Here is a 25,009-nt window from a genome sequence, read left to right as displayed (position 1 = left end):
CCCACGAGGAACCCTTCGACAGGCTCAGGGACCGAAACGTTCACGGTAAACCTCTTCCGGTCACTGAGCTTGTCGAAGTGCCCACGAGGAACCCTTCGATCCGAGTACGCCGAGGCAGGTCAGAACGGCGCGGGGTCTGGTTCGGTCCGGTGGCGCTTCCCATCAGGTGTCGTCCACTCGAGTACCCCGCCGGGCCCGTGGTCGAGGTTCCATCCGGGAAGGTGCTTCATCCGGTGATGATGTCGACAGAGACAGGCAAGGTTCCCGACATCCGTCGTCCCGCCGTCTTCCCACGCGACCGAGTGATCGAGGTCGCAGGCTCTGGCTCGTCGCCCGCAGCCCGGTGCGCGACAGGTGCCGTCTCGCAAACGCACCGCCCGCTGGAGATCAGCCGGGACCCGGTACTGGTTCCGCCCCACGGAGAGGATCGCGCCGGTCTCGGGTTGGACGAGGATCCGGGTGAAGCTGGGTGCGTTCACCGCGATGCGTGTGGCGGTCTCCGGGTCGATGGGTCCGTACCCGTCGAGCATGCCCGGCGCATCAGAGACGCCGGCCATGGTGAGGGCCGGGACGGTGATCTGGACGGTCGGCTTGATGTGCTCTTGGACCTCGATCGGGTGGGGAAGGACTGGACTCGACATGACGTCTTCCGGGGTCACGCCGGTGAGCGCGAGTGCTGCCAGGGCGTCCGCCTGCAGTTGTGCGCAGGTGCGGGTGTCACCGGCCTTGCGTGACTCCGCCGCCGCTGCTTCGACGCGCTCGACGATGCCCTGCGCGATCGGCGCGGTGGTGAAGAGGTGCACCCAGGCCATGCCGTCGGCGGCCGGTTCGAACTCGACCCGGCGTTCGGCCTCGGAACGCTTGGCGCGTGCGGTGATCGATTCCGGGTGGAGCCGTTCGCGCAGGACGCGGGCGCGCCGCCGGAGTTCTGCGTCGGTGGTCTGCTCGGCAACCGGGAGCACCTTCGCCAGGAACACCGCGCGACCTTCGGTGGGGACGTCGCGGAGGTGGTCGGTGATCGTCTTCGCATGCCGAGCCGAGATACGACCCGCCTCGAGCGATGCGAGGACGGATGGGGCGTGATTGACGAGCGCCTCGGCGTCGTTCGTCGCGCGCTGAACCGACTGTTCGGTCGTGTGGATCGCCATCGCGAGGGCCGCGCAGGTGGAGCGGCGGGAGAGTGCCTGACGCTCGGCCGGCGGGAAGATCGCTGGGACCGTCGCGTCCGCGAGCGCGTCGGCGTAGGCGGCGGAGCGGGCGAGGAGGCGCGCCTTCCGTGCGTCCAACGTGGCCTGCTGCCGGTGGAGCTCCGCCCACTCGTCCGAGAACTCCGCGAGCTGCGCGGCGTACTCGTCGCCCGCGCGGACTGCGGCGGAGGTGCTCTCGGTCATGGAACCAGTCCACCATGGACCACTGACATTCCAGATGCCGAGTCGAAGCGGTTGTGAAAGCTGCTCGTGGGCCCTTCGACAAGCTCAGGGACCGGGAGAAGATCACCGGAGCAGGAGATCCGTCGTGTGCCCTTCGACAGGCTCAGGGACCGGGAGAAGACCACCGGAACGGGAAGTTGCTCGTGGGCCCTTCGACAGGCTCAGGGACCGGGAGAAGATCACCGGAGCAGGAGGTCCCTCGTGGGCCCTTCGACAAGCTCAGGGACCGGGAGAAGATCACCGGAGCAGGAGGTCCCTCGTGGGCCCTTCGACAAGCTCAGGGACCGGGAGACGTTGCTCGGGGATCGGCGGGGGTGCGGCGGATTCACGACGTTCCGTAGGCTGGACGGGTGAAGCTCATCGCCACCGTCCGCGACCGCGCGACCATCACCACCGAAGCCTCCGCACCCGATGTCGCCGCTCTGCGTGCCGCCGTCCTCGCCTCCACCCCGCCCGGTCACGCCCTCGCCGGGCTGCACGGCGGCGGCCGGGTGAACGGCGACCTCGTCGGCACCGCGGTCTTCCGACCGACGGCAACCCGCACCATCGAGGCAGAGGGCCGCGACTACCCGAGCGCTCGCAAGGCTCTCGAGGCGCTCGTGCCGGAGGAGCAGGTCGTCCTCTCCGTCCACGCGGTGGACCAGTAGGACGCGACGGAACGAGCGCCCCGCGCGTTCAGCAGCAGCGCGAGCCGGGCGTCCGATCCTGCTCCGCGAAGCGCTCCCGCCAGAACGTGCGCTCGTCGGGGACCGGTGCGTCGGGATGGACGCGACGCTGATGGTCCACGAACGTTGCGTAGGCGGTGTCACCCATGAGCGAGGTGACGAACCATCGCAGCGCGGCCCAGCCCCGCCGCAAGCCGGCCATCAGTGCCCCGACCGCGCGGGTCGCTTGTCGGCGTCCACGGTCGACCACTCGCGCTCGAGCACCTTCTCCGCCTTCGTGGCGATGAGCCCCGACGGCGCGTACCGTCGCGACGGCAGCGCCGGATCCTCCGAACTCGGCCCGCCACCCGAGCGGAACGACCGCACGGTGTGGAGGATCGCGAAGAAGATGACGATGATCGCGAGGGTCACGAACAGGATCGAGAGCACCCCCTGCACGGTGGTGTTCCGCACGACCGCCTCCATCGCCGCCCGCGTCGGTGCATTTCCGAAGCTGTCCTCGCCCGCCGCGAGCGCCTCACGGAACGCCGCGTTCTGCGCCCAGTAGCCGACGGCCGGAACCGGCGAGAAGATCTTGAACATCGACGCGGTGATCGTCACCACGGCGGTGAACGCCAGCGGGACGGCGACGATCCACAGCCAGCGGAAGTTCCCGCGTTTCGCCACGATCGCCATGCACACGGCGAGCGCGATGGCGGCGAGTAGCTGGTTCGCGATGCCGAACAGCGGGAAGAGGGTGTTGATGCCGCCGAGTGGATCGGTGACGCCCATGATGAGGATCGCTCCCCACGCCGCCACCATGACCGCGGTGCAGATCCACGCTCCGACCCGCCAGTCCGGGTCGCGGAACTTCGGGATGATGTTGCCGAAGGTGTCCTGCAGCATGAAGCGTGCCACGCGCGTCCCGGCGTCGACCGCGGTGAGGATGAACAGCGCCTCGAACATGATCGCGAAGTGGTACCAGAACGACATGAGCGACGTGCCGCCGATGAGTTGCTGCATGATGTGCGCGAGGCCGAGGGCGAGCGTCGGCGCACCGCCGGTGCGGGAGACGATCGACTCCTCCCCCACGTTCGCCGCCGTCTGCGTGAGCACGTCGGGCGTGAGGTTCACCCCGGCGAGGCCGAGCGAGTTCACGAAGGCGACCGCGCCCTCGACGGTGCCGCCAGTGGCCGCTGCGGAGGAGTTCATCGCGAAGTAGATGCCGCGGTCGATCGACAGTGCCGCGACGAGGGCCATGATCGCGACGAACGACTCCATGAGCATGCCGCCGTATCCGATGAAGCGGGTCTGGCGCTCCTTCTCGATCAGTTTCGGCGTGGTGCCCGAGGCGATGAGTGCGTGGAAACCGGAGAGGGCGCCGCACGCGATCGTGACGAAGAGGAACGGGAAGAGCGAGCCGCTCACGACCGGGCCGGCGTCGCCACCGGCGAACTCGCTGAACGCCGGCACCGTGATCTCCGGGCGGACGAGGACGATCGCGCCCGCGAGCATGACGATCGTGCCGATCTTCATGAACGTGGAGAGGTAGTCGCGTGGTGCGAGGAGCAGCCACACCGGCAGGATCGCGGCGACGAAGCCGTAGACGATGATCCCGACGGCGATGACCGTACGGTCGAGGGTGAACGCCGCGGCGCCCCACTCGGTCTCGGCGACCCAGCCGCCGGCGACGATCGCGAACATCAGGAGGACGAAGCCGATGATCGAGATCTCGGTGATCTTGCCCGGCCGGATGAAGCGCAGGTACACGCCCATGAAGAGTGCGATCGGGATCGTCATGGAGACGCTGAAGACACCCCACGGGCTCTCGCCGAGCGCGTTGACGACCACGAGGGCGAGGATCGCGACGATGATGACCATGATCGCGAGCGTCGCGATGATCGCCGCAGTGCCGCCGATCACGCCGAGTTCGTCGCGCGCCATCTGGCCGAGGGAGCGGCCGCCGCGGCGCATCGAGAAGAAGAGGACGAGGTAGTCCTGCACGGCACCCGCCAGGATCACGCCGATGATGATCCAGATGGTGCCGGGCAGGTAGCCCATCTGTGCCGCGAGCACCGGGCCGACGAGTGGACCGGCTCCGGCGATCGCCGCGAAGTGGTGGCCGTACAGCACCCGGCGGTCGGTGGGGACGAAGTCCTTGCCGTTGGCGAGGTACTCGGCCGGGGTGGCTCGTCGGTCGTCGGGGCGCAGCAGCTTGCGTTCGATGAGCTTCGAGTAGAAGCGGTAGGCGATGAGGTAGGTGCAGACCGCCGCGAAGACGAACCAGATCGCGTTGACCGTCTCACCCCGGACGAGGGCGAGCATCGTCCAGGCGAGACCGCCGAGCAAGGCGATGGCGACCCACAGGATCACCTTCGCCGGGGTCCATCTCGGGGCGAGGTCGGCTTCGTCGACCGCCGTGGGCGGCAGCTCCGGATCCTGGACCAGGACGGGTTCCGCCTCCCCGCCACCCGCGGGCTGCAGCGCTCCGTCCCGCTTCGATCCTGCGCGTGCTCGGTCCTGTCGTCCGGCGTCGTTGCCCATGACGATTCCTCCCTCAACGGTGGTGTTCGTGCGTCGAGGCTAACAGCGTCGCGGCGGCGGGCGCTCGCGAGGTCGGGTCAGACGCGGAAGGTGGTGCCTCGGACGACCAGGTCGGGCGCGAGCTGGACCGATGAGACGCGGGCGTGCTCACCCGAGAGCCGACCGAGCAGGAGATCGAGCGCCGCGTACCCGGACTCCTCGAACGGCTGGCGGACCGTCGTGAGGTCGAGCGCGGAAGCCAGCGGTCCGTCGTCGTAGCCGACGAGCGAGCGTCCCACGGGCAGGTGCGCGCCGGTGACGCGGAACGCCCGGTGCGCGGCGGCGGCCAGCTCGTCGTGGTTGGCGACCACGGCGGTCGCTTCCGGATCGACCCGGAACGCCCGCTCGAGCGCGGCACCGACGGCTTCGACGAGGTCTGTCGCGGCGACGTCGGCCACGGCCTCGGAGACGGAGAGCAGGTGACCGAGGCCGCGCGCCCGCAGCATGCCGGCCGACACGTACTCCTCGGAGCGTTGCGGCTCGTGGAGGAACACCACGCGTTTGTGACCGAGCTCCGCGAGATGTCGCGCGATGAGTTCACCACCCCGTTCGTCGTCGATGAGGACGGAGGGCAGCCCGAGCCGCCGCTGCGCGCCGTCCGGGACGTCGACGAGGACGACGGGCGGGCCGGGGAGCGCCTTCGACTCCAACGCGGCCGGTGACAGCGGCACGCCCATCACCACGATGCCGTCGATCCCCGCTCGCATGGGCAGCGCGTCGAGGACGGGACTGTCGCTCCCCGCCGCCGAGGGGAGGTCGTGCACGACGATCTCGACCGAGTCCATCGCGGCGCGCTCCATGATCCCCGAGAGTCGCCGGTAGTAGGAGGCGTAACTCGAGAACGGCGCAGCGACGGCGATCCGCTGAGCACCGCTCGCGGCGGCACCACCGCGGTAACCGAGCTCCGTCGCTGCGGCGATGACCGATCGTCGCGTCGCCTCGTTCACCCGCTGCGGGTGGTTGATGGCCAGGGAGACGGTCGAGATGCTCACGCCGGCACGCTTGGCCACCGCGTAGATCGTCGCCTTCTGCGGTCGCTCGTCCATGGCGCACCTCCTCCGACGATCCTAGCTCGTAAAAAGTTCTTTGATCGAAGTTCTTCGATAGCGGATACTCGAACCGGACACGGCATCGATGCCGGGATCGGAGGAACACCATGGCTCGGAGCAAGCCCACCGTCGACGCGTTCGTCACGGCGATCACCGGGCGTCTGGCAGCGCTGCAGACGCCCGAGCCGAAGGATCCCGCCGGGCGGCGTGCACACGCGGCCGCCTTCGACCGGGTGTCCTCCGAAGCGCTCGGCACCGAGACCCTCGTGGCAGCGACCGAGGACCACACCGTCCAGGTGCCCGGCCACCCGGACGCACGGCTCCGCGTCTACTGGCCAGACCAGCAGCGACTCCCCGCCCTGGCCGACGGCGCGTCCGGTGGTCGGCCCGTCCTCGTGTACTTCTTCGGCGGTGGCTTCACGATCGCCGGGATCGACTGGATCGGTTGGGACGCCGGGTTCCGTCGCCGCGCCAGGGAGGCCGGTGTCATCATCGTCGCCGGCGAGTACTCCTTGGCCCCGGAGGTCCGGTACCCCGCACAGCCGGAGCAGTGCTGGTCCGTGTTCGAGTGGGCGGCCGAGCACGCGCGTTCACTCGGCGGTGACCCCGACCGACTCGCGATCGGCGGTGCATCATCGGGCGGGAACCTCGCCGCCGCCGTAACCCTCATGAACCGGGACCGCGCCAAGCGGCCGATCCGGCTGCAGCTGCTCGAGGCTCCGGCGCTCGACCTGACGCGCGGACACCTCGACGCCCGCGGGATCACGCAGGTGCCGGGTGCCATCCTGCGTCGCCTCGCGCGCCAGCTCGTGCTCCAGTACCTGGGGCCGGACCGGGCGACGCAGCACGAACCGTACGCGTCGCCACTCCTCGCGACCGACCACCGGGATCTGCCACCGGCCGTCATCTACACGGCGGAGATGGACCCGCTCCGCGGAGACGGCGAGGCCTACGCCCGCGTGCTGAGCGAGGCCGACGTGCCGGTGAGCTGCGTCCGGTACATCGGGCAGACGCACACCTCCGGCGGGCTGACCGGTCACGTCCCGGCCGCAGACCACCTGCACCGCGACGTCATCACGACCCTGCGGACGCTGCACGAGGAGCCGGTGAGCTACGGCGCGCCGCTCCGCGAGCCGGCGGAAGCCTCGCGGTGACGTCCGTGGAGGAGCTGCGGCTGGACCCGGGCATCCTCGCCTGGGCTGCGCGGATCGAGCAGCACGCGGAGCAGCTGCCGGCACTCCGCTCCTCGGACCTCGCCCTCCGTCGGCAGGCGGCGCGGCGGCTCTCCGACCTCCTGGCGGAGGAGTTCACCGAACCCGTGCCACCGTCGGTCGAGATCACCTCGAGCTGGATCGACGGACCGGCCGGGCCGCTCGAGCTCCGCCGGTACCGCCCGGAGGGGCTCCCGTCTCCGGCGCCGACCCAACTCGCGCTGCACGGCGGCGGCTTCACGTCCGGCACCGTCCACGAGCTCCTGAACGACCGACTGCTCGCAGCCAGGGCCTTCGCCGCCGGGATCCAGGTCGTCGCGCTCGGATACCGGCTCGCACCCGAGCACCCCTATCCGGCCGCCGTTGACGACACCATCCACGCCCTGCGGGTCCTGACCTCCGAAGCAGGCCCGAGCCGTTTCGACGTCGACCCGGGCCGCCTGGGCATCGCCGGCAATTCGGCGGGTGGCGGGATCGCGGCGAGCGCCGTCCTCCACCTGCGTGACTCGGGTGACGTCCCCCTCGTCCATCAGGCGCTCGAGGTCCCCGCGGTGTCGCTGACCCCGTCGGGCGACTCCGCCACACGGTACGCGCGCGGGTTCGGACTGGACGACGCGGAGGCACTCGTGCCGCTCTACCTCGGCGGTCCGCGTGCGGCGGACGCCTATGCCTCCCCGCTCGAGGCCGACGACCTCTCGGACCTGCCGCCCACACTGATCCAGGTCGCCGAGCACGACCCGCTCCGCGACGCGGGTCTGGCGTACGGACGCCGACTCGTGGAGGCGGGGATCCCGTCGGTGACGTGGATCGGGCGCGGCCACGTCCATGCGTCGGGTGGTCTCACGGCCGTCATGGCGGGCGCGAGGGAGTGGCAGGCGGTCCAGGCCACCGCGCTCCGTGAGGCCTATGGGACGAACCCGCTCGTACCCGAACCGATCCAGCCGAGGAGACGATGATGTCAGCTCTCACCCCACCCACCGGTCCGTCCACGGGGCCAGTCGAGCCGGAGCCGCGCATCGGTGACGCCGTCCCCGTCGCGGCGGTCGATCCGGACGCCGTCCCCGGGTCCCCGCAGGCGCGCGGCTTCCTGCCGCTGTTCGTCCTGGCCTGGTTCGGGGTCACGCTGGCGCTCGGCACCATCAGCGGGGCGTCGATCCCCAAGGCCCTCGCGTTCCTCGACGACGCGACGAAGGGGACGAACCTCTCGATCGTCGCGGCGGTCGGCGGCATCGTCATCATGATCATCACGCCGCTGTTCGGCCGGCTGTCCGACCGTTCGCGTTCGCGCTTCGGGATGCGGCGGCCGTGGATGCTCGGCGGAGCGGTCGTGGCGCTCGGCGGGGTCGCGATCCTGGCGACGGGTGACAGTCTCGCGGTGACGATCCTGGGGTGGAGCATCGTGCAGCTCGGCTTCGGTGCGACGAACATGGCGGTGCACGCGCTGCTCGCCGATCAGATCCCGGCGCGGATCCGGGCGCGTGTCGCAGCCGCCGCCAGCGTCTCGGGCGGGCTCGCCCTGATCGTCGGTGCGCAGATCGTCGCCGCCCTCCCCAATGACGCGCGGTGGACCTGGTTCGTCGTGCCGGGCCTGATCGGCGGCGTCCTGAGCACCGCGCTCGTGTTCGGGCTCCGGGACATCGTGCGGACGGTACCTGCTCCGCCGTTGCGCGTGGCCGACATCCTGTCCACGTACTGGCTGAACCCCGTGCGCTATCGCGACTTCTTCTGGGCGTGGGCCTGCCGCCTGCTCGTGACGATGTCGATCGTCTCGGTGTCGATCTACCTGTTGTTCTTCATCATCGACCAGTTGGGCATCCCGAAGGAGCAGGCGTCGGGTGTCCAGGCGAACGCGCTCATCATCTTCACGGTCGGGAACATCGTCATGACGGTCCTGTTCGGTTGGATCTCCGACCGGACCGGGCGACGCAAGCCGATCGTGCTCGTCTCCAGCCTCCTGAGCGCGGTCGGACTCGGGGTCGCGATCATCTCCCCCGACGTCACCGTGTTCCTCGTCGGCATCTTCATCGTCGGAGCGGCGCAGGGGGCCTACGTGTCCGTCGACATCGCCCTCATGACGGAGGTGTTGCCGTCGTTCGACGAGGCCGGCAAGGACCTCGGCATCGTCTCCCTCTCCTATCAGCTCCCACAGCTGCTCGTCCCGATCGTCGCCGTCCCCCTGCTCGCGCTCGGTGGCGGGGAGAACTATCACGCGCTGTATGTCGCGGCGATCGTGTTCGCCGTCCTGGGCGGACTCGCCGTCCTGCCGATCAGGTCCGTGCGATGAGACCGGCGCCTGCACGGTCAACGGATTGCAGGGGTTGGTTCCGGGGTGGTTTCCAGGTGAAGTCCACCCGGGGCGCAGGACCCGGAGTGACACTGGACCATACCCGACCTCTGACCACCGGATCCCCATGACCCTGCCGTTCCCAGCTTCGCCCGACGACACCCTGCAGCGGCGACCGCTCCGCGAGGCGCTCGCCGATGCCGTGCTGCAGGACTTCATCGACGACCTCCCGATCCCACTGCGACCGACCGACCTCGCGACCCGGCTCCTCTACCCGCGCTGGCAGGTGTACTCCGACATCCACGAGGGCAGACTCGTCGCCGAACGGGTCCGGAACAACAAACGGTTGTTGAAGATCGATGTCGAGCGGAACCGGGCGTGGATCGCTCGCGGGCTCACCACCCGTCGGGCTCGCGCCGGGTCCGCCGTGGGCGAGGCTGGGCCCGAGTCGCCCGTCTCGGTCGTCATCGTGGATCCCGAGGCCCTCGCGCAGCTGAACACCCTCACGGCGACCGGCTTGAGCGTGCGGGAGGCGGTCGAGCTTGCACTCACCGTCCTCGGCTCGCGCGAAGCGGCCACCACCGCCACGGTGCCCGACATCGACTCGCGGGGCCGACAGGTGCGGGCGGGCTGACCGGTGCAGGCTGGCTGACGCTGCGGAGGGTCGTCAGATCGACGTGCGCATCGCGCGTTCGAACTGCGCCACGAACTGCGCGCCCGGGTCGGACCAGTCCGCGGCGGTGATGGACGCCGAGATCCGCTTCGCGTGCTCGACCGCGTCGGGCCGTTCGACGATGTCGACGAGGCGACGGGCGATGGCCGCAGGCGACAACGGGACGTACTCGATGTGCTCGCTGTCGAGTACCCCGGTCGTGTTCGGGCTGTCGTTGACGACGGGCACGACGCCGGAGGACATGATCTCCAGCGGCAGCAACGACATGTCGGTCAGCGAGAGGACGAGACCCGCGGCACACCGGTTGTAGACCGCGTTGAGCTCCGAGATGTCCATCGCCGACCGGTTGACGAACGGGAACCCGGTCTCGTAGCCCGACATGTCCCAGCCGACGAGGTTGATCGTGATGTCGGGGCGCAGCCGGTGGAACTCGGTCAGGGCGAGTTCGCCGATCTCCCAACCGCGTCGGGGTGTCGGCGGGCGGGCGTAGAACAGGATCTCGGTGCGGGGCGCGTCGTTCACGTGCGAGTAGTGCTGCTTGTCGACCGAGTAGTCGAAGTGGTCACAGCTCATCCCGTACTCGTCCGCGACCTTCCGCGCGAGCCACGGCCCAGCGGAGAAGCCGTGGAATCCGAACCGGTAGGTGTTCTCCGCGAGCACGTACTCGCTGCTGGCCGGGTAGAACCACGGTTCGAAGTCCTGCACGAAGGAGAACCGTTTGGCCGGTCCCTCGTAGCGGAACGCGGGGTAGGCCGTCTGCCAGTCTGAGGACACGACGACGTCCGCGCCCGGCGCGATGCCGGTCGTCGGGTCGTACCGGACGAGGTCGGCCTGCAGCTCCGGGTACGCGCTGCTCGCGGCCATCATCGCCCGGATCCCGGGGATGTCGACCGCGGGCTGGGCCGACGCCTGGTACAGGTAGATCGTGAGCCGGTGCCCGGCGCGCTCGAGGAACTCCATGAACCGGAAGGCGTTCTGGTGCCCGCCCGAGGTCCGGCTCGGCGGCGAGATCAACCACGCCACCTCGTAGGGGCCCTCCGGGAACTCGGCGGCGTTGAAGTTCCGCGGCACCGTCCAGTCCGCGGCGATGGCGTCGCTCGGGTACAGGTCCGTCGGCTTGCGCCGCATCGGGTTGAACCGTCCGTCGGCGAAGTGCGCGGCGCGCCAGAGCGTCGATCGGACGCCCTCGCCGCGGATGGCTCGGAGCCCCTGCCCGATCATGCCCATATGGAGTCCTGTCCCGTCGATGCCGTCGCTGCGAGTGCCGCAGGTGCTGCTGGTGCCGCTGGTGTCACGGGTCCGAACGCGCGGACCGCCGTGATGACCCGGTCCACCTCGTCGTCCGTCATGGCCGGCCACAACGGGAGCCGGACGAGCCGCTCGGCGAACCGGACCGCGTGCTGCGGCTCGGTGACCACTCTGCCGTAGCGCCGGCCCGCCGCGCTCGAGTGCAGCGGCACGTAGTGGAAGGCCGCTCCGACACCGAGCGCCTGGAGGTGCCGCAGGAACTCCTGCTGCACCCCCGCATCCGGCAGCAGGAGGAAGAACAGGTGCGCGGCATGCACACCACCGGGCGGGTCCATGAGCGTCGCGCCGCGATCGTGAGCCCACTCGGCGAGCTCGGCCGCATAGCGGTCCCAGATGCGATGCCGATGCCCCTGGATGAGGTCGAAGTCGCGGAGCTGGGCGTCGAGGACGGCGGCGTTGAGCTCGCTCGGCAGGTAGCTCGACCCGAGGTCCGCCCAGCTGTACTTGTCGACCTGCCCGCGGAGGAACTGGGCCCGATCGGTCCCCTTCTCGCGCATGATCTCGGCGCGGAGCAGGACGGTCTCGTCGGAGATGAGCAGGGCGCCGCCCTCGCCGCAGTGCACGTTCTTCGTGTCGTGGAAGCTCTGGGCCGCCATCGCTCCGACCGTGCCGAGGCGGACACCGTCGCCGGCGACCCCGAGGCCGTGCGCGTTGTCCTCGAGCAGGTGCAGCCCGTGCTCGCCCGTGAGCTGCTGGAACGCCTGCACGTCCACGGGGACACCGCCGTAGTGCATGACCGACACCGCCCGCGTGCGTGGGCCGATGGCGTCGGCGACGTGCTGCGGGTCCAGGTTGCCCGTCACCGGGTCGCTGTCGACGAAGACCGGCGTCGCTCCGGCGAGGACGACCGCGTTCGCCGCCGACGGGAAGGTGAAGGTCGGCAGGATGACCTCGTCGCCGGGACCGACGCCGATCAGGCGGGTCATCATCTCGAGCGCGTGGGTCCCCGAGGTGGTCAGGAGCACGTGCGGCGCGCCCGTGAGGTCCCTGAGGCGCTCGGATGCCGACGCGGTGAAGGCACCGTCGCCGTGGACGTGGTCTCCGGCGAGGACGCGTTCGAGCTGTTCGAGTTCACCGGCGGCGTGGAAGGGCTTCGACAGCGGGATCCGCTGCTCCACGCGCACTCGTATCATGACTGTTCTCGCATCGTGCTTCCCCCGGACGTTCGATCGACACCCTCGATGTCGATGCTCCGAGTGGCGCGCACGTCACCGGGGCGCTTCAGTATCCGCCCGGGTCGGCGCGACGCGCATCCTGCTGCGGGCTATTCCACCCCCGCCACCTGGCGGGTTCAGCCTCCCGGCCGTCGCCGCCCGGTTCCCGGGACTCGTAGGGTGAGAGTCGAGCTGAGGAGGACACCGTGATCGGAGTGGCCATCGTCGACGACGAGGCGTTGGTGCGGTCCGGATTCGAACTCATCCTGGGTGCCGTCGAGGACATCGAGGTCGTCGCCTCGGTCGACGGGATCGGCGCCGTGGAGGCGATCCGCTCGAGCCGTCCCGACGTGGTCCTCCTGGACGTCCGCATGCCCGGGCGCAACGGGCTCGACATCCTCGACGAGCTGCAGACCTGGGACGACCCGCCCGTCGTCGCGATCCTCACCACCTTCGACTCCGACGACTACATCGCCCGAGCTCTGCGCAGCGGCGCCGCGGGGTTCCTCGTGAAGGACACGGACCCGGAGCAGCTCCCCATGCTGCTCCGATCCCTCTCCGCGGGCGGCATCGTGCTCTCCCCGCAGGTGTCCCGGACCCTCGTCGGCGGATTCGCCCGCACCGCCGACCGCGAGGCGGCGAAGCGACTGTCCGGGCTGACCGGCCGCGAACAGGACGTGCTCGCGGCGCTCCGGACGGGCGCGTCCAACACCGAGATCGGCGAGGCACTGCACCTCAGCCGCGCGACCGTGAAGGACCACGTGAGTGCCATCCTCGGCAAACTCGAGGTGACGACCCGACTCGAAGCCGCCATCATCGCCGAGCGTGCCGGGGTCCGCGGCGACGAGGCGGACCCCCGGTGAAGCGGCGCTCCCGGCTCTGGTCGGTCCTCCTCGAACTCGCCCTCATCGCGGCGGCGGCCGTCGAGAGCCTGACGACGCTCGAGTGGGCGACGCCCTGGGAGTCCGGCCTGGCCATCGCCGCTGCCGTCGGTCTGATCTTCCGGCGACGCTGGCCGTGGCTGTCGCTCCTCCTCGCCGTGCCGGCCTTCACCCTCAACCTCGCCACCCTGGCCGGGTTGGCGTCGCTCTTCTCCGTCGCGGTGCGGGAACGGCGACGCTGGCGGCTCGTCACGACGGGCGCGGTGGTCTTCGTCCTCGCCGCGGTGCCGTGGTGGGGGTGGACGTCGCCCAACTACACGATCCTGTCCATCGTGTACGCCGCGCTCTACGCAGCGGCACCGATCGCCTTCGGCCTGCTCGTCCGCACCCGCCGCGAACTGTTCGACCGCATACACGACCTCGAACAGGTCCGACGCAGCGAGCGGGCGCGCATCGCCTCCGACGTCCTCGTCGAGGAGCGCACGCGCATCGCCCGGGAGATGCACGACGTCGTCTCCCACCAGGTCAGTCTGATCGCTGTCCAGGCCGGCGCGATCCAGGTGCAGACCGAGGAACCCGGGACGAAGCGGATGGCGGTGACGATCCGTTCGCTCGCGTCGCGCACGCTCGACGAGCTGCGGGACATGGTGACGCTGCTGCGCGCGGAGACCGGTCATGCGCCGCTGGCCCCGCAACCGACGGTCGACGACCTCGACCGGTTGATCGCGGACAGCGGCATCGCCGTCACCTCCGCCATCGAGCTGCCGGACGGCCTCCCCGCACCCGTGCAGCGGGCGATCTACCGGACCGTGCAGGAGGGACTGACGAACGCGCGGAAGCATGCGCCGGGCGCCGCGGTCGACGTGCGCGCCGAAGCCTCCGCAGACGAGGTCACCGTGGTCATCCGGAACGCCCGACCCGCACGCACGTCGGACAGCTCGTGGTCGTCCGCGGGCCACGGCCTCGTCGGCTTGAGCGAACGCGCCGAACTCCTGAACGGGTCCCTCCTCACCGAGGACGCGCCGACCCGGTTCACCCTGACGTTCCGCGCGCCCTACTGACGCTCACCGTGGCTCAGGGCCACCGAGGCTCAGGGTCACTGAGGCTCAGGGTCACCGAGGCTCAGGGTCGGAGGTCCGCCTCGTCGCCGAAGAGCGGTGTCTGGAAACGACGCTCGAAGCGCACGATGCAGCCGGTGCCCCGTACGAGCTCGTAGGCCTCGATGCACTCCGGATCCGTCGTCGCGGCGATGCGGTACTGCTCGTACGCGGCGAGCGAGGGGAAGCTGAACAGCGCGAACGCCTCGTCGTTGTCGCCCTCCGCTGGGAGGAAGTAGCCGTGGTGGTCGCCACCGAACCGGTTCACGAGGCGGATCCAGCGCCGCCCGTACTCGGTGAAGGTGTCGAGCTGCTCGGGGTCGATCTGGTAGCGGAGGTGGATGGTGATCATGGGTCCAGTCTGGCTGTCCGCACGACGAGCGCCGTCATAGGGGGCCGTCGGCGTCACCGGACACCTACGCTGGAAACCCGTCCCCACACCCCGGAAGGTGGTCGAGATGTCCTCGGAATACGACGACGCCGCCGCGAACGGGCTCGCCCGCGCCCTCCGCGTGCCGGCCTCTTCAGACCGGCTCCAGGCTGCACTCGCTGCGGGCACCACCCCGAGGACAGCCTACATCGAGGTCCTCGTCGACCGCTGCGCCGTGGAGCCCGACTTCTTCGTGCGCGACATGCTCACCTGGGCACTCGTGCGGCACGACCCCGAGGTGACCGTTCCTCGGCTGATGGAGGAACTCGGGTCGGTCTTCCCACAGGCACGCAGTCAGGCGCTCCACACCCTCTCGAAGACCGGAGACCCCCGCACCTGGTCGGCCATCACCCTCGCACTGCTGGAGGACGAGGAGGATCAGGTCGCCCGAGCCGCCTGGCGCACCGCCGCAGGGGTCGTCCCGGAGCGGGAGGCGTCGGCACTCGCCGAGCTGCTGGCGAGGCAGTTCGGCCGGGGCGACCGCGAGGTGCAGCTCAGCCTCACGCGTGCGTTCGCCACGATCGGTGAGCCCTCGATCGAACCCGTCGAGCAGACAGCCGCATCCGAGGCGGTCGAGCGTGAGGCCCGTGCGCACGCTCGCGCGACCGCCCGGGTCCTCCACGAGCCCGAACTGGACTTCGACGAGGCGATGCAGGAGGCCCAGCACGCGCTGCGCCAGGGTGACTGACCGAGCGGGTGCGCGCCGACCGCCTCAGTGCCGACCGCCTCAGCTGAGCCGGGCCGTGCGAAGCGTCGCCGTCGCGCTGTGCGCCGCCATCCCCTCCGAATCGGAGATGACCTGCACCGCGTCGGCGAGCTCGGGTGTCGCCGCCTCGGCGATCCGCTGGTAGGTGAGCGGCTTCAGGAACCGCGACACCGAGAGCCCGGCACTGTGCTTGGCGCCGCCGGCGGTCGGGAGCACGTGGTTCGTGCCGGCCATGCCTTTGTCCGAGTACGCCACGGTGCTCCACGCACCGAGGAAGATCGACCCGTAGTTGAGCAACCGCTCGTGGTACCAGGCGTCGTCCGCCGTGATGACCTCGAGGTGCTCCGGGGCGAGGTCGTCCATGAGCGACGCGGCGGTCTCGCGGTCGTCGGCCACGGTCACCGAGCCGTAGTCGCGCCAGGCGGGCCCGCAGATCGACTCGGTCGAGAGCGTCGGGAGCTGGCGTTCGACCTCGGCGATGACCGCGCGGCCGAGCTCCTCCGACGTCGTCACGAGGGCGGCCGGCGAGTTCGGACCGTGCTCGGCCTGCCCGAGCAGGTCGGCGGCCACCAGGATCGGGTCCGCGGTCTCGTCCGCGAGGACGGCCACCTCGGACGGACCGGCGAGGAGGTCGATCGCGACCGTGCCGAACAGCTGCCGCTTGGCCTCGGCGACGAAGGCGTTGCCCGCACCGACGAGCATGTCGATCGGCAGTTCGCCGAGCAGACCGTAGGCCATCGCGGCGAGCGCCTGCACACCGCCGAGGACGAAGACGCGGTCGACGCCGGACACGTGCGCGGCGTAGACGACGGCGTCGTTCGCGCCGCCGTCGGGCTGCGGCGGGGTGCAGGCGATGACCGTCGGCACGCCAGCCTGCTTGGCGACGCCGACCGTCATGAACGCGCTCGCGGTGAGCGGGAAGCGACCGGCCGGGAGGTAGGCGCCCACGCGGGAGACGGGCACGTACTTCACGCCCGTGACGAGCCCGGGGACGAGCTCGGTCTCGAAGTCCTGCAGGTGGGAGCGCTGCTCCTGGGCGAAGGCCCGGGTGCGCTCGCCGCCGAGGTCGATGGCGGCGCGGAGGTCGGCGGGGAGGCGGTCGCCGCTGGTCGCGATCTGCTCGGCCGTCAGCTCGACGTCGCCGCCCTCATACCGGTCGAGCCGTCGCGCGGCGTCGAGCACGGCGTCCATGCCGCGCCGCTCGATGTCGAGGAGCATCGCGGAGACGGTCTCGATGACGGCCGGGTCGCGCTGGGCCGGTGGGGCGTCGACGAGCGGGGTCTTGAGGTGACGGAAGGAGCCGTCGAGGGACTGGAGCACAGGAGGACTGAAACGCATGGTGCGAGCGTACGAACGCGGCGTGAGGGCGACAACGGGGGACGTGCCTGCGCGAGCCATCGGGTCATCCGATACGCCGGTTCGCAAGCGACGCTCAGCGCCTCGGGGTGGTCGCGATCACCTGGTCGGGCTCGGCCGCCGCGAGCAGCGTGTGCTCGGCGAGCTCCGCGATCCGCGCGGTGGCCGGCGACAGATAGGCGCCCTCGCGCTGGACGAGCGCGATCGTGTCGTAGAGCGGTTCGGCGAAGGGGGTGAGCGTGAGCTGCTCCGGGAACCCGCCGGTGCGGGCGACCGTGCCGGAGACGATCGTGTCCGCGGCCCCGGTCGCCGCGAGGCTCAGGGCGGTCTCCACGTGCTCGACCTCGACGGCCGGTTCGATCGACCGTCCCTGCAGGCGAGCGCGCTCCAGCAATTGCAGCCGAGTGGGATCCCGCCACCCGGCGTAGGCGTCGTAGAGCACGAGCTTGGCGTCCGCGAACTCGTCGATCCCGACCGGGCCCGCGGCGGGATCCCTGGTGGTGGAGGCGTAGAACACCTCGTCGCGGAAGAGGGGCCGGATCGCGAGGCCGGCCACGGCCACCGGGAGGACGACGAGCCCTGCCTCGATCTCGCCGCTCGCCACGGAGTCCGCGACGAGCGCCGAGTTCAGCCCCACGAGTCGCACCCGCACGTTGGGGTAGCGCTGGTGGAAGCGCTGCACCAGGTCGGACAGCTCGTAGTAGGCGGCGTTGCGGAGAACGCCGAAAGTGCACACGCCGCCGTCGAGGGAGGTGATCGCCGAGAGTGCGTCGAGTCCGCCGTCGATCGCGGCGACCGCGCGTCTGGCGTGCTCGCGCAGCTCCTCTGCGGCCGCCGTCGGGACGAGCCGACGCGCACCACGGGCGAACAACTGCAGGCCGATCTCGCGCTCGAGGCGGCTGACGAGCTCGGACACGGAGGCCTGGCTGCTGTCGAGCTCGGCGGCCGCGGCGGTGAAGGAACCGCTCTCGTAGGCGGCGAGGAAGGCGCGGAGTTGCGCGAGGGTCATGCGGTCAGCCTAGCGAGGAGCGCTCTCCCGTCACGGCGCCGTACAGCTCGGGCCGCCGGTCGGCGAGCACGTCGTTGCGTGGTCCGATTCTGGTCGCGCCCCGGTCGATCCGGACGGTCGCGTCCACCCGTCCCCGCGCGTCCTTCCCACCGACGGGCCACCCGTCGGCCGGGATGATCGTGGTTCCCTCGGTCCAGGGGTTGCCGGCCTCGGTGCCGGAGCGGTCGCAGCACACGATCGGGATCGCGGACGCTCGTGCCGCCGCCATCGCCTGGACGACCTCGGGTGCCCGCTCGCCCTCCGGGCGCTCGACCAGGGGCCAGTTCGTCGGGACGACGAGGAGGTCCGCGCCCCTGAGCGCCAGGCCCCGCGGCACCTCGGGGAACTCGAGGTCGTAGCAGACGAGGATGCCGAGCCGGCCGAGCGGCGTCTCGACCACCGGCTGGGTCTCGCGACCCGCCACGAAGACGGACTGCTCCTCGTCCCACAGGTGCACCTTCCGGTAGACCCCGAGCACACCCGAGGCGCCGAGCACCAGGGCGCTGTTGCGGATCTCCTCGCCGTCGAGCTCGCAGAACCCGACGACCACCACGGCGTCCTCGGGGAGCAGCAACGCCCACTCGGTGAACACCGACGCGTCGCTCGGGAGCGCGACGGCGCGAGCCGCCTCCGGGCTGCCCAGGTAATAGCCGCTCGTCGCGAGTTCAGGCAGCACGAGGAGCTGCACCCCGTCCGTGACAGCGTCCCGGACGGCCGTTTCGATCGTGCGCAGGTTACCGTCGAGGTCGCCGAGGACGGGGGCGAGTTCCTGAGCGCGGACCCGGATGCTGTGCGCGTCGGGGTCGCTGTGGTCGGTGGACCCCGTGGGGTCGGTGCTGGTCATCCAGCGATCATACGAAGCCCTCGCGGACGGGACCATCGTGTTCCCCGATGGCTGGGATCGGGGCATGGCCGATTGTGCCGGTCCGTGGGCTGCGGATACCGTCGTCGGCACGAGCGAGTCCCCGACCTGAGGCAGACCCCCGGCTGCCCGTCGCACTCCTCGACCGCCCGAGCCCTGGAGGCCAGCCATGGCGACACCCGCCGCCCCCACTCCCCCGTCCGGTTCCGCCGCCGGAGCGGGTGACGCCCAGCCGTCCCTCGTCGAATCCCGCTCCATCGACTGGGTCCCGCTCAATGAGCGTCACGGTCGCCCGCGCTCGCTGTTCTCGCTCTGGTTCATGTCGAACGCGCAGGTCACGACCCTGGCGACCGGCATGCTCGGTGCGGCGCTCGGCGCGAACCTCGCGACGTCCCTCCTCGCGATCGTCCTCGGCGTCGCCGTCGGCACCGTGTTCACGGCCTTCCACTCCGCACAGGGGCCGCAGCTGGGACTCCCGCAGATGATCCAGTCGCGTGCGCAGTTCGGCTACCGCGGCGTCGTCCTCATCTGCGCGATCGTCGTCTTCAGCCTCGTCGGCTTCAACATGTTCAACCAGATGCTCGGCGCGGACGTCCTCACCATGACGACCGGAGTCGACGCCGGTGCGGGCTGGTATGTGCTCATCAGCGGCGTCGCCGTCCTCCTCGCGATCTTCGGGTACTCCTGGATCCACCGGACGCAGTCGTGGCTCACCGCGCTGTTCCTCATCACCTTCGGGCTGTTCACGGTCGTCGTCCCCTTCGTCGTGCCGCTGCCGGCCGACGCGCTGTCGCTCGCGAACTTCAGCTGGGTCGCGTTCCTCGTTCAGTTCGGTGGTGCCGCAGCGTACGCGCTCGGTTGGGCACCGTACGTCTCCGACTACTCGCGATACCTCCCGCCGCAGACGAACCCCGGGCGGGCCCTCTTCTACACCTACGGCGGTGTGTTCGTGGGCGCGGTCTGGCTGATGGGGCTCGGTGCGTTCGTCGCCAGCGCGTTCCAGGGCGCCGACCCGCTCGAAGGGGTGCGTGACGCCGCCGACGCCATCCTGCCGGGTTCCGGGACCTGGCTGCTCGTGGCCGCGCTGCCCGGGTTGATCAGCGTCATCACGGTCAACATCTACGCGGCGTCGATCGAGACCATCACGATCATCGATTCCATCCGACCGGTCCGGCCGACGCGCACCCTGCGGGTCGTCACGTGTCTCGCGATCGCTTCGGCCGCCGTCATCGGCTCGTTGCTGAGCACCGGCGAGTTCCTCGCGAACTTCAGCAGCTTCCTCGTCGTCCTGCTCTACGTCCTCGTGCCGTGGACGTCGATCAACCTCGTCGACTACTACCTCGTGCGGAAGGGTCACTACGTCGTCCGCGACATCTTCACCCCGAACGGCGTCTACGGCGCCTGGGGCTGGCGGGGCCTCGTCGCCTACGCGATCGGGATCGTCGCGATGATCCCGTTCGTCGTGACGGTGTGGTTCACCGGCCCGATCGCGCAGGCGCTCGGCGGGGCCGACCTCGCCCTGTTCATCGGCCTCGCCGCGTCCGCGATCGCCTATGTGCTCCTCTCCCGGTCGCTCGACCTCGGGCGCGAGCGTGCGGCGGCCGAGCGCGACGTCACCGAGACCGGTCACCAGGCGGTCGCCTTCAGCTCTCGGCGTCGCTGAGCTCCCGGCGTCGCCGAGCGACGGCTGGCGTCCGGGCGCGCGACGCCACGGGATTACACTCGACGACGTGACGGAACCGGACGGCGTGGGCGAACCCGACAGCCGCATCCCGGATCCCGCGCCCCGGCACACGCCACTGTGGACCCTCCTCTCCGCCTGGCTCCTGCGGGTCGAGCGATGGTTGCAGTCTCGTGGCGGCTCCCGCCTCCGCGGCGGGCTGTGGCAGCTCTGGGGGCTCGTCGCCGTCGGCGGGATCCTCCTCCTCGTCGGCCCGGTCATCAACCCGCCCCTCACTCTCGACGACCTCACCGACGAGGCATCCGACGTCACCGACACCTGGATCGCCCGCTCCTTCAGCGCCGACTACCGCGTGACGACAGACGAGGACGGCCGACTCGTCACCGACGTCGAGGAGCGCATCGACGCGTTCTTCCCGAAGGACCTCGACGACCGCACGATCGAACGCGTGCTCGCGACCGAGTACCAGGGGCACGCCCTCGACCCGTCAGCGATCACGGTGACGTTGGACGGCGTGAAACAGGACGTGACCCGGGAGCGGGCAGCAGTCTTCCTCCGGCTCGTCGTCGACCCCGGTGAGCAACTCACGGGCGACCACGAGCTCGTCATCCGGTACCAGCTCTCCGATCTCGCCTACGTCGCTCCGGACCCCGCCACCGGGCAGCCCGTCGACCTGCTCCGGTGGGACGTGTTCGGCCCCGACCTGCAGCAGGCCGTGGCGAAACTCGACGTGCGGGTGACCATCCCACAGGAGCTCGACGACCGTCTCGTCCGGCAACCGCGCGGCTCCCTCGCATGGACCCTCGTGGGTGCCGGGCAGTGGCTGACCCCGGAGCCGGACGCCCCACCCGGCGAGGTGGCCTACGCGTTCACGAGCGAAGACGCGGCCCCACCGCACGCGCAGGCGCGGTTCACCATGCCGTTCGAGGCCGGCTCGATCACGATGCCCCCGCAGTCCTGGATCTTCTGGGTGCAGACCTTCGGCCCCGTCCTGCCGATGCTCGTCCTCGCTGCGACGCTCCTGCTGTCGTTCGCGGCCCGTGCGGTCGCGTGGGGTGATACCCGCGGACGTCCGTGGTACCTCGCCCAGTCGGAACCGCCGGAGGGCATCTCGCCGCGCATCGCCGCGCACCTCCTCCGGTCGCCCGCGACGATGGAGCTCGCCGAACGACTCAAGGACGCCGCGGTGAGCGGCACGAAGCAGCAGGCCAAACGACAGGCGCGCCTCGTCGCGGCGGCCGGTGCCGCCAAGCGGGCCGGCCGCTTGGGCGACCGACCCCGTGCCCTGCGCCGGTACCTGACCGGGCCGGAACGCGCCGGGCAGATCCAGGCGGGTCTCCGCCGGGTGCCGAAGGGCTTCGTGCGTGACTGGTTCATCGCCGCACCGATCGCGCTGACCCTCCTCCAGTGGGGCATCGTCCGGCAGCTCTCCCATCAGACCGTGCTCGCGGTGGTGTGGTGGCCGCTCGCCTTCGTCGCCCTCTCGACCGTCTTCGCCGCCATCGTGCTCGCGATCGCCCTGACCGCCCGGCCGCTGACCCGCAGGGGTGCGCTCGTGAAGCAGCACCTCCTCGGGATTCGGGTCTACGCCGAGCGGACGCAGCTGCTCGATCGCGCGACCCTGCGCGACCGCCTCCTGCCCTACGCCGTGCTCGGCGCTCCGCCTCGGGTGACGGGCAGACGGGTCGCCGCGCTGATCGCCCCGGAGATCACGATGCCGGCGGCCGCGGCCGATCGCGCCTCGCGCGCCGACGGGTCGAGAGCGGGCTTCCTGACCGGACCGCGCATCGCCGTCCGGGTGCTCGCCGTGCTGCTCGTCGTCGGCGCGATCGTCGCCGTGAACGTCCTCCCGGCGCCGTCGCTGGAGTCCGAGACACCCCGTTCCTACACGGGCGACATCCCCGGATCGACCCTCACGACGATCGCGACAGCCGACCTCGACGCGGAGCTCACGCGGACCGACGGCGACGGTGCGCGACTACGCGTCACCGAACGCCTCGGTGTGGACTTCTCCGACGAGGGCTCGGTGCCCGCACAGGTGGTGCGCGAATGGCCGGCCATGGTCGACGGCCAAGACCTGGGCCTCACGGTCGACCGGGTGACGGTCGACGGCGATGATGCGCCCTTCACGACGGAACGCGCGGAGGGTCGGCTGCTGCTCCGCACGACCTTCGCCGACGTGCGCACCGGCCTGCACGACGTCGTGATCCAGACGACCGCCACGAGGCCGGCCGTCTCCGCGACTGTCGATGGACGGGACGTCGACCGGGTCAGCTGGGTCGGGTTCCTCGACGGCTGGACGAGCGGTGTCGCCTGGGACGAGGACGTCGCGCAGGGGCCGTTCCGGCTCAGCTTCACCGCCGACGACGAACTCCTCGACGACGCCGTCGATGCCGGGTGGACCCCCACCGAGGCAGGGACTTGGCGACCGACGGCGTCCGAGGGCGGTTCCGGCCGCGAGACGGCGACCATCGAGCTCACGCCGGACGACGACGGCGGATGGCCGCTCGACGTCCGAGGCGACGACCTCGGCGTCGTCCTCGACCTCCCCGCCGGGACGGTCGCCGGTACCGACGCCGGCGCCGCTGGCTGGGCTCGGACGGCTGCCCTGGCACCGGGGCTCCTCACGGTGGTCTTCGCCGGCGTCGCGGTCCTCGGTTCCACGATCGGCGCCCTCGGGTCGGCCCGGCGCCGGGCCCCGAAGCCGGGTCTGCTCCGCGACGCGGTGCGCTGGCTGACCCCGTCGGCCCTCGCCGCCGCAGTGATCCTGGGCATCTGGACCCTGAACGGCGTCGCGGGCGACGACCCGTTCGGCGACCTCGTGCTCGGCGGGCTGATCGCCGGTGTCGTGGCGGTCATCGCCTGGTACGGCGTCGTCATGTGGGCCAGGCCCCGCGCCTGACCGCCGGCCGCCGTCAGGACAGCTTCTCGAGCTGCTCCTGGTACTCCGCACGGACCTTGTCGTTCGTCGACTTCTTCCACGAGGCGATGCCCGACTTCACGGCGTCGAAACCGGTCCGGCCGAGGACGTACTCGTTCATCGTCGACGACAGGGCGTTCGTCGCCGACGACGTCTTGCCGGCGGTCTCCGAGTACAGCCCGGTGATCGGGCTCTTCTGCAGCATCGGGGAGGCCTGCTCCTGCCACGCGTGCGAGCGACGCAGCCGTTCCTCCATCGGCACCGCGCTCGCGAGGATCTGCGGTGCTGCGGCGAGTCGGTTCAACGAGGTGGGGCCGATCTGTGCGGATCCCGCCTCGGTCAGGACGACGCGACCGTCCGCTTCACGCGTGTGGTGCTCGCCGGCCCGGCCGTACTGGAGGAAGAACCCTTCGGTGCTGCCGTAGGGCGCCGCGAGGTGGTTGAGCAGCGTCAGCAGTTCCTTCACGCGAGCGTCGTCCGCCTGCTTGATGGCGGTGAAGGAGAACATCGACGAGCCCTGGTAGACGATGCCGTCGCCGCCGTCCGCCGCGAACGGGAGGATCGCGTCGTAGACCACGCCCTCGGGGGCACTGGGGTCGATGATCGCCGAGATGCCGTCCTGGTGCATGAGCACTGTGCCGTTGGCCATGTAGGTCTTCGCCTGGGAGCCGGAGATGCTCGGGGTGTCCGGGTGGTAGTACCCGGCGTCCTTCAACTCCTTGATGTACGACAGCGTCTCGAGCCAGCGGTCCGACTCCCACTTGTGGACGAGCTTCGAGCCCTGCAGCTCCCAACCGTTCGGCACCCCGAACATCGCGCCCATGAAGTCGTACCCCCAGTCGACGCTGTCGCCGTTGCTCTGCCCGCTGATCGCGTACCGGTTGCGCTTGGCGTCGGTGACCGCCTTGCAGAGCTCGGTGAACTCGTCCTTCGTCTTCGGAGCGGGTTCCGCTCCCGTGAGGTCCTTGATGACGTCCGGTCGGGAGATGAGCATGTTGCCGAACGGCGGGCGGTTCACCGGGACGCCGTAGATCCGACCGTTGATCCGGCAGCCCTCCCAGGACGGGGTGGGCAGGTTCGCGAGGTTGGGGTACGCCTTCACCTTGTCGCCGGAGAGGTGGTCGGACAGGTCCGCGAACTGGGCCTTCAGCAGCTGCGGGTAGGACGGCGGCAGCTGGAACGCGAGGAACTCGACGAGGTCCGGCACACTGCCGCCGGCCACGACCGTCGCGAACTTGGGCGCGAACGAGTCGGCCGGGACCACCTGCAGGTCGAGCTTGCAGCCGAGTTCCTGCTCGGCCGCCTGGAGGTAGCTGTTCGACGCGGGTGCCGGCGGGCTGTACGAGATGACGAACCCGGACACCGTGCCGCTCACGGCGGCCTTCCCGGACACCGAGGTGAAGAGCTCGGCCTCCTTCGGTGCCGAGAGGTAGACGGGCTGGACCGTGGCCGAGCCGGCGAGGTCCGGGGTCGGTCCCTTCGTGATCGGCACGTACGTGGGCAGCGGGACGAGGGCTCCGGAACCCGCGGCACCGGACGTCGCGCCGCCTGGCGTGCAGCCGGCGAGCGCGGAACCGAGGCCGAGGACGGCGAGGCCGACGCCGGCCGCGGTGAGGAAGGTGCGGCGTGACAGGCCAGAGGTGGTGTCGTTCATCGTGGTCTCCTTCGAGGTGGGGCTGGCGCCAGGGGCGC

General features: G+C 70.5%; 21 protein-coding genes. 10 read left to right on the top strand and 11 right to left on the bottom strand.

What is annotated here, in order from left to right:
- Positions 1–119: 119 nt before the first annotated feature.
- Positions 120–1,391 carry an HNH endonuclease signature motif containing protein gene (locus tag GV015_RS05355; protein WP_159877118.1) on the bottom strand — a complete coding sequence of 424 codons (1,272 nt, stop codon included), beginning with the start codon at positions 1,389–1,391 and terminating at the stop codon, positions 120–122.
- A 389-nt stretch (positions 1,392–1,780) separates the two neighbouring features.
- Between GV015_RS05355 and GV015_RS05350 the strand changes: the two genes are divergently transcribed.
- Entirely contained in the window at positions 1,781–2,077 is a 297-nt protein-coding gene (locus GV015_RS05350; protein ID WP_079704698.1) for a hypothetical protein, read from the top strand.
- Between the two features lie 28 nt (positions 2,078–2,105).
- Here GV015_RS05350 and GV015_RS05345 read toward each other — a convergent pair whose 3' ends face one another.
- The 3 genes from GV015_RS05345 to GV015_RS05335 all read right to left on the bottom strand — a co-directional run bounded on the left by GV015_RS05345 (position 2,106) and on the right by GV015_RS05335 (position 5,703).
- Positions 2,106–2,297, bottom strand: a complete 192-nt coding sequence (locus GV015_RS05345; protein WP_159877116.1) for a YbdD/YjiX family protein — start codon at positions 2,295–2,297, stop codon at positions 2,106–2,108.
- On the bottom strand, positions 2,297–4,618 hold the full coding sequence (locus GV015_RS05340; protein WP_137242608.1) for a carbon starvation CstA family protein: 2,322 nt from the start codon (positions 4,616–4,618) through the stop codon (positions 2,297–2,299). Before GV015_RS05340 ends, GV015_RS05345 begins: the two co-directional genes overlap by 1 nt.
- Before the next feature lie 77 nt (positions 4,619–4,695).
- Complete coding sequence (locus GV015_RS05335; RefSeq protein WP_159877114.1) at positions 4,696–5,703, bottom strand: LacI family DNA-binding transcriptional regulator; 1,008 nt, start codon at positions 5,701–5,703, stop codon at positions 4,696–4,698.
- Positions 5,704–5,813: 110 nt separating this feature from the next.
- Here GV015_RS05335 and GV015_RS05330 point away from each other — a divergent pair, with 110 nt between their 5' ends.
- The 4 genes from GV015_RS05330 to GV015_RS05315 all read left to right on the top strand — a co-directional run bounded on the left by GV015_RS05330 (position 5,814) and on the right by GV015_RS05315 (position 9,835).
- The gene (locus GV015_RS05330) at positions 5,814–6,860 is read left to right on the top strand and encodes an alpha/beta hydrolase (RefSeq protein ID WP_159877112.1); all 1,047 of its coding nucleotides are present in this window, start codon (positions 5,814–5,816) and stop codon (positions 6,858–6,860) included.
- Positions 6,857–7,873 (top strand): alpha/beta hydrolase, encoded by a 1,017-nt coding sequence (locus GV015_RS05325; RefSeq protein WP_159877110.1) that lies wholly within the window; start codon positions 6,857–6,859, stop codon positions 7,871–7,873. Before GV015_RS05330 ends, GV015_RS05325 begins: the two co-directional genes overlap by 4 nt.
- Complete coding sequence (locus tag GV015_RS05320) at positions 7,873–9,201, top strand: MFS transporter (RefSeq protein WP_159877108.1); 1,329 nt, start codon at positions 7,873–7,875, stop codon at positions 9,199–9,201. Before GV015_RS05325 ends, GV015_RS05320 begins: the two co-directional genes overlap by 1 nt.
- A 127-nt stretch (positions 9,202–9,328) precedes the next feature.
- Positions 9,329–9,835 carry a hypothetical protein gene (locus tag GV015_RS05315; protein ID WP_159877106.1) on the top strand — a complete coding sequence of 169 codons (507 nt, stop codon included), beginning with the start codon at positions 9,329–9,331 and terminating at the stop codon, positions 9,833–9,835.
- A 33-nt stretch (positions 9,836–9,868) separates the two neighbouring features.
- On the opposite strand, the gene GV015_RS05310 is transcribed toward GV015_RS05315, so the two are convergent.
- A complete protein-coding gene (locus GV015_RS05310; RefSeq protein ID WP_159877104.1) occupies positions 9,869–11,101 on the bottom strand; it encodes a glycosyltransferase family 1 protein in 1,233 nt (410 codons plus the stop codon).
- Positions 11,092–12,300 carry a dTDP-4-amino-4,6-dideoxygalactose transaminase gene (gene rffA, locus GV015_RS05305; protein ID WP_201299358.1) on the bottom strand — a complete coding sequence of 403 codons (1,209 nt, stop codon included), beginning with the start codon at positions 12,298–12,300 and terminating at the stop codon, positions 11,092–11,094. Before rffA ends, GV015_RS05310 begins: the two co-directional genes overlap by 10 nt.
- 242 nt (positions 12,301–12,542) lie before the next feature.
- On the opposite strand from rffA, the gene GV015_RS05300 reads away from it, so the two are divergent.
- Together GV015_RS05300 and GV015_RS05295 are read left to right on the top strand one after the other, a co-directional pair.
- Positions 12,543–13,199 carry a response regulator transcription factor gene (locus GV015_RS05300; protein ID WP_124768339.1) on the top strand — a complete coding sequence of 219 codons (657 nt, stop codon included), beginning with the start codon at positions 12,543–12,545 and terminating at the stop codon, positions 13,197–13,199.
- Positions 13,196–14,278 (top strand): sensor histidine kinase, encoded by a 1,083-nt coding sequence (locus GV015_RS05295; RefSeq protein WP_159877100.1) that lies wholly within the window; start codon positions 13,196–13,198, stop codon positions 14,276–14,278. The genes GV015_RS05300 and GV015_RS05295 overlap by 4 nt, the downstream gene beginning before the upstream one ends.
- 61 nt (positions 14,279–14,339) lie before the next feature.
- On the opposite strand, the gene GV015_RS05290 is transcribed toward GV015_RS05295, so the two are convergent.
- Positions 14,340–14,666 (bottom strand): NIPSNAP family protein, encoded by a 327-nt coding sequence (locus GV015_RS05290; RefSeq protein WP_159877098.1) that lies wholly within the window; start codon positions 14,664–14,666, stop codon positions 14,340–14,342.
- Positions 14,667–14,772: 106 nt separating this feature from the next.
- Here GV015_RS05290 and GV015_RS05285 point away from each other — a divergent pair, with 106 nt between their 5' ends.
- Positions 14,773–15,432 carry a HEAT repeat domain-containing protein gene (locus GV015_RS05285; RefSeq protein ID WP_159877096.1) on the top strand — a complete coding sequence of 220 codons (660 nt, stop codon included), beginning with the start codon at positions 14,773–14,775 and terminating at the stop codon, positions 15,430–15,432.
- Positions 15,433–15,471: 39 nt separating this feature from the next.
- On the opposite strand, the gene hisD is transcribed toward GV015_RS05285, so the two are convergent.
- The 3 genes from hisD to GV015_RS05270 form a co-directional block, all read right to left on the bottom strand.
- The gene (hisD, locus tag GV015_RS05280; RefSeq protein ID WP_159877094.1) at positions 15,472–16,788 is read right to left on the bottom strand and encodes a histidinol dehydrogenase; all 1,317 of its coding nucleotides are present in this window, start codon (positions 16,786–16,788) and stop codon (positions 15,472–15,474) included.
- A 94-nt stretch (positions 16,789–16,882) separates the two neighbouring features.
- Positions 16,883–17,815: a LysR family transcriptional regulator gene (locus GV015_RS05275; protein WP_138946042.1), complete on the bottom strand. Its 933-nt coding sequence runs from the start codon at positions 17,813–17,815 to the stop codon at positions 16,883–16,885.
- Positions 17,816–17,819: 4 nt separating this feature from the next.
- Complete coding sequence (locus tag GV015_RS05270; RefSeq protein ID WP_159877092.1) at positions 17,820–18,698, bottom strand: nitrilase-related carbon-nitrogen hydrolase; 879 nt, start codon at positions 18,696–18,698, stop codon at positions 17,820–17,822.
- A 187-nt stretch (positions 18,699–18,885) separates the two neighbouring features.
- On the opposite strand from GV015_RS05270, the gene GV015_RS05265 reads away from it, so the two are divergent.
- Both GV015_RS05265 and GV015_RS05260 read left to right on the top strand, forming a co-directional pair.
- Complete coding sequence (locus tag GV015_RS05265) at positions 18,886–20,379, top strand: cytosine permease (RefSeq protein WP_159877090.1); 1,494 nt, start codon at positions 18,886–18,888, stop codon at positions 20,377–20,379.
- A gap of 67 nt (positions 20,380–20,446) precedes the next feature.
- A complete protein-coding gene (locus tag GV015_RS05260) occupies positions 20,447–23,299 on the top strand; it encodes a hypothetical protein (protein WP_159877088.1) in 2,853 nt (950 codons plus the stop codon).
- A 13-nt stretch (positions 23,300–23,312) separates the two neighbouring features.
- On the opposite strand, the gene GV015_RS05255 is transcribed toward GV015_RS05260, so the two are convergent.
- A complete protein-coding gene (locus tag GV015_RS05255; protein ID WP_159877086.1) occupies positions 23,313–24,971 on the bottom strand; it encodes an extracellular solute-binding protein in 1,659 nt (552 codons plus the stop codon).
- Between the last annotated feature and the right edge of the window lie 38 nt (positions 24,972–25,009).

It is taken from the genome of Plantibacter sp. T3, assembly GCF_902506515.1.
In the GTDB taxonomy this organism is placed as follows: domain Bacteria; phylum Actinomycetota; class Actinomycetes; order Actinomycetales; family Microbacteriaceae; genus Plantibacter; species Plantibacter auratus.
Note: the sequence above shows the minus strand (reverse complement) of the source record. Positions and strands in the feature narration are given on the sequence as shown.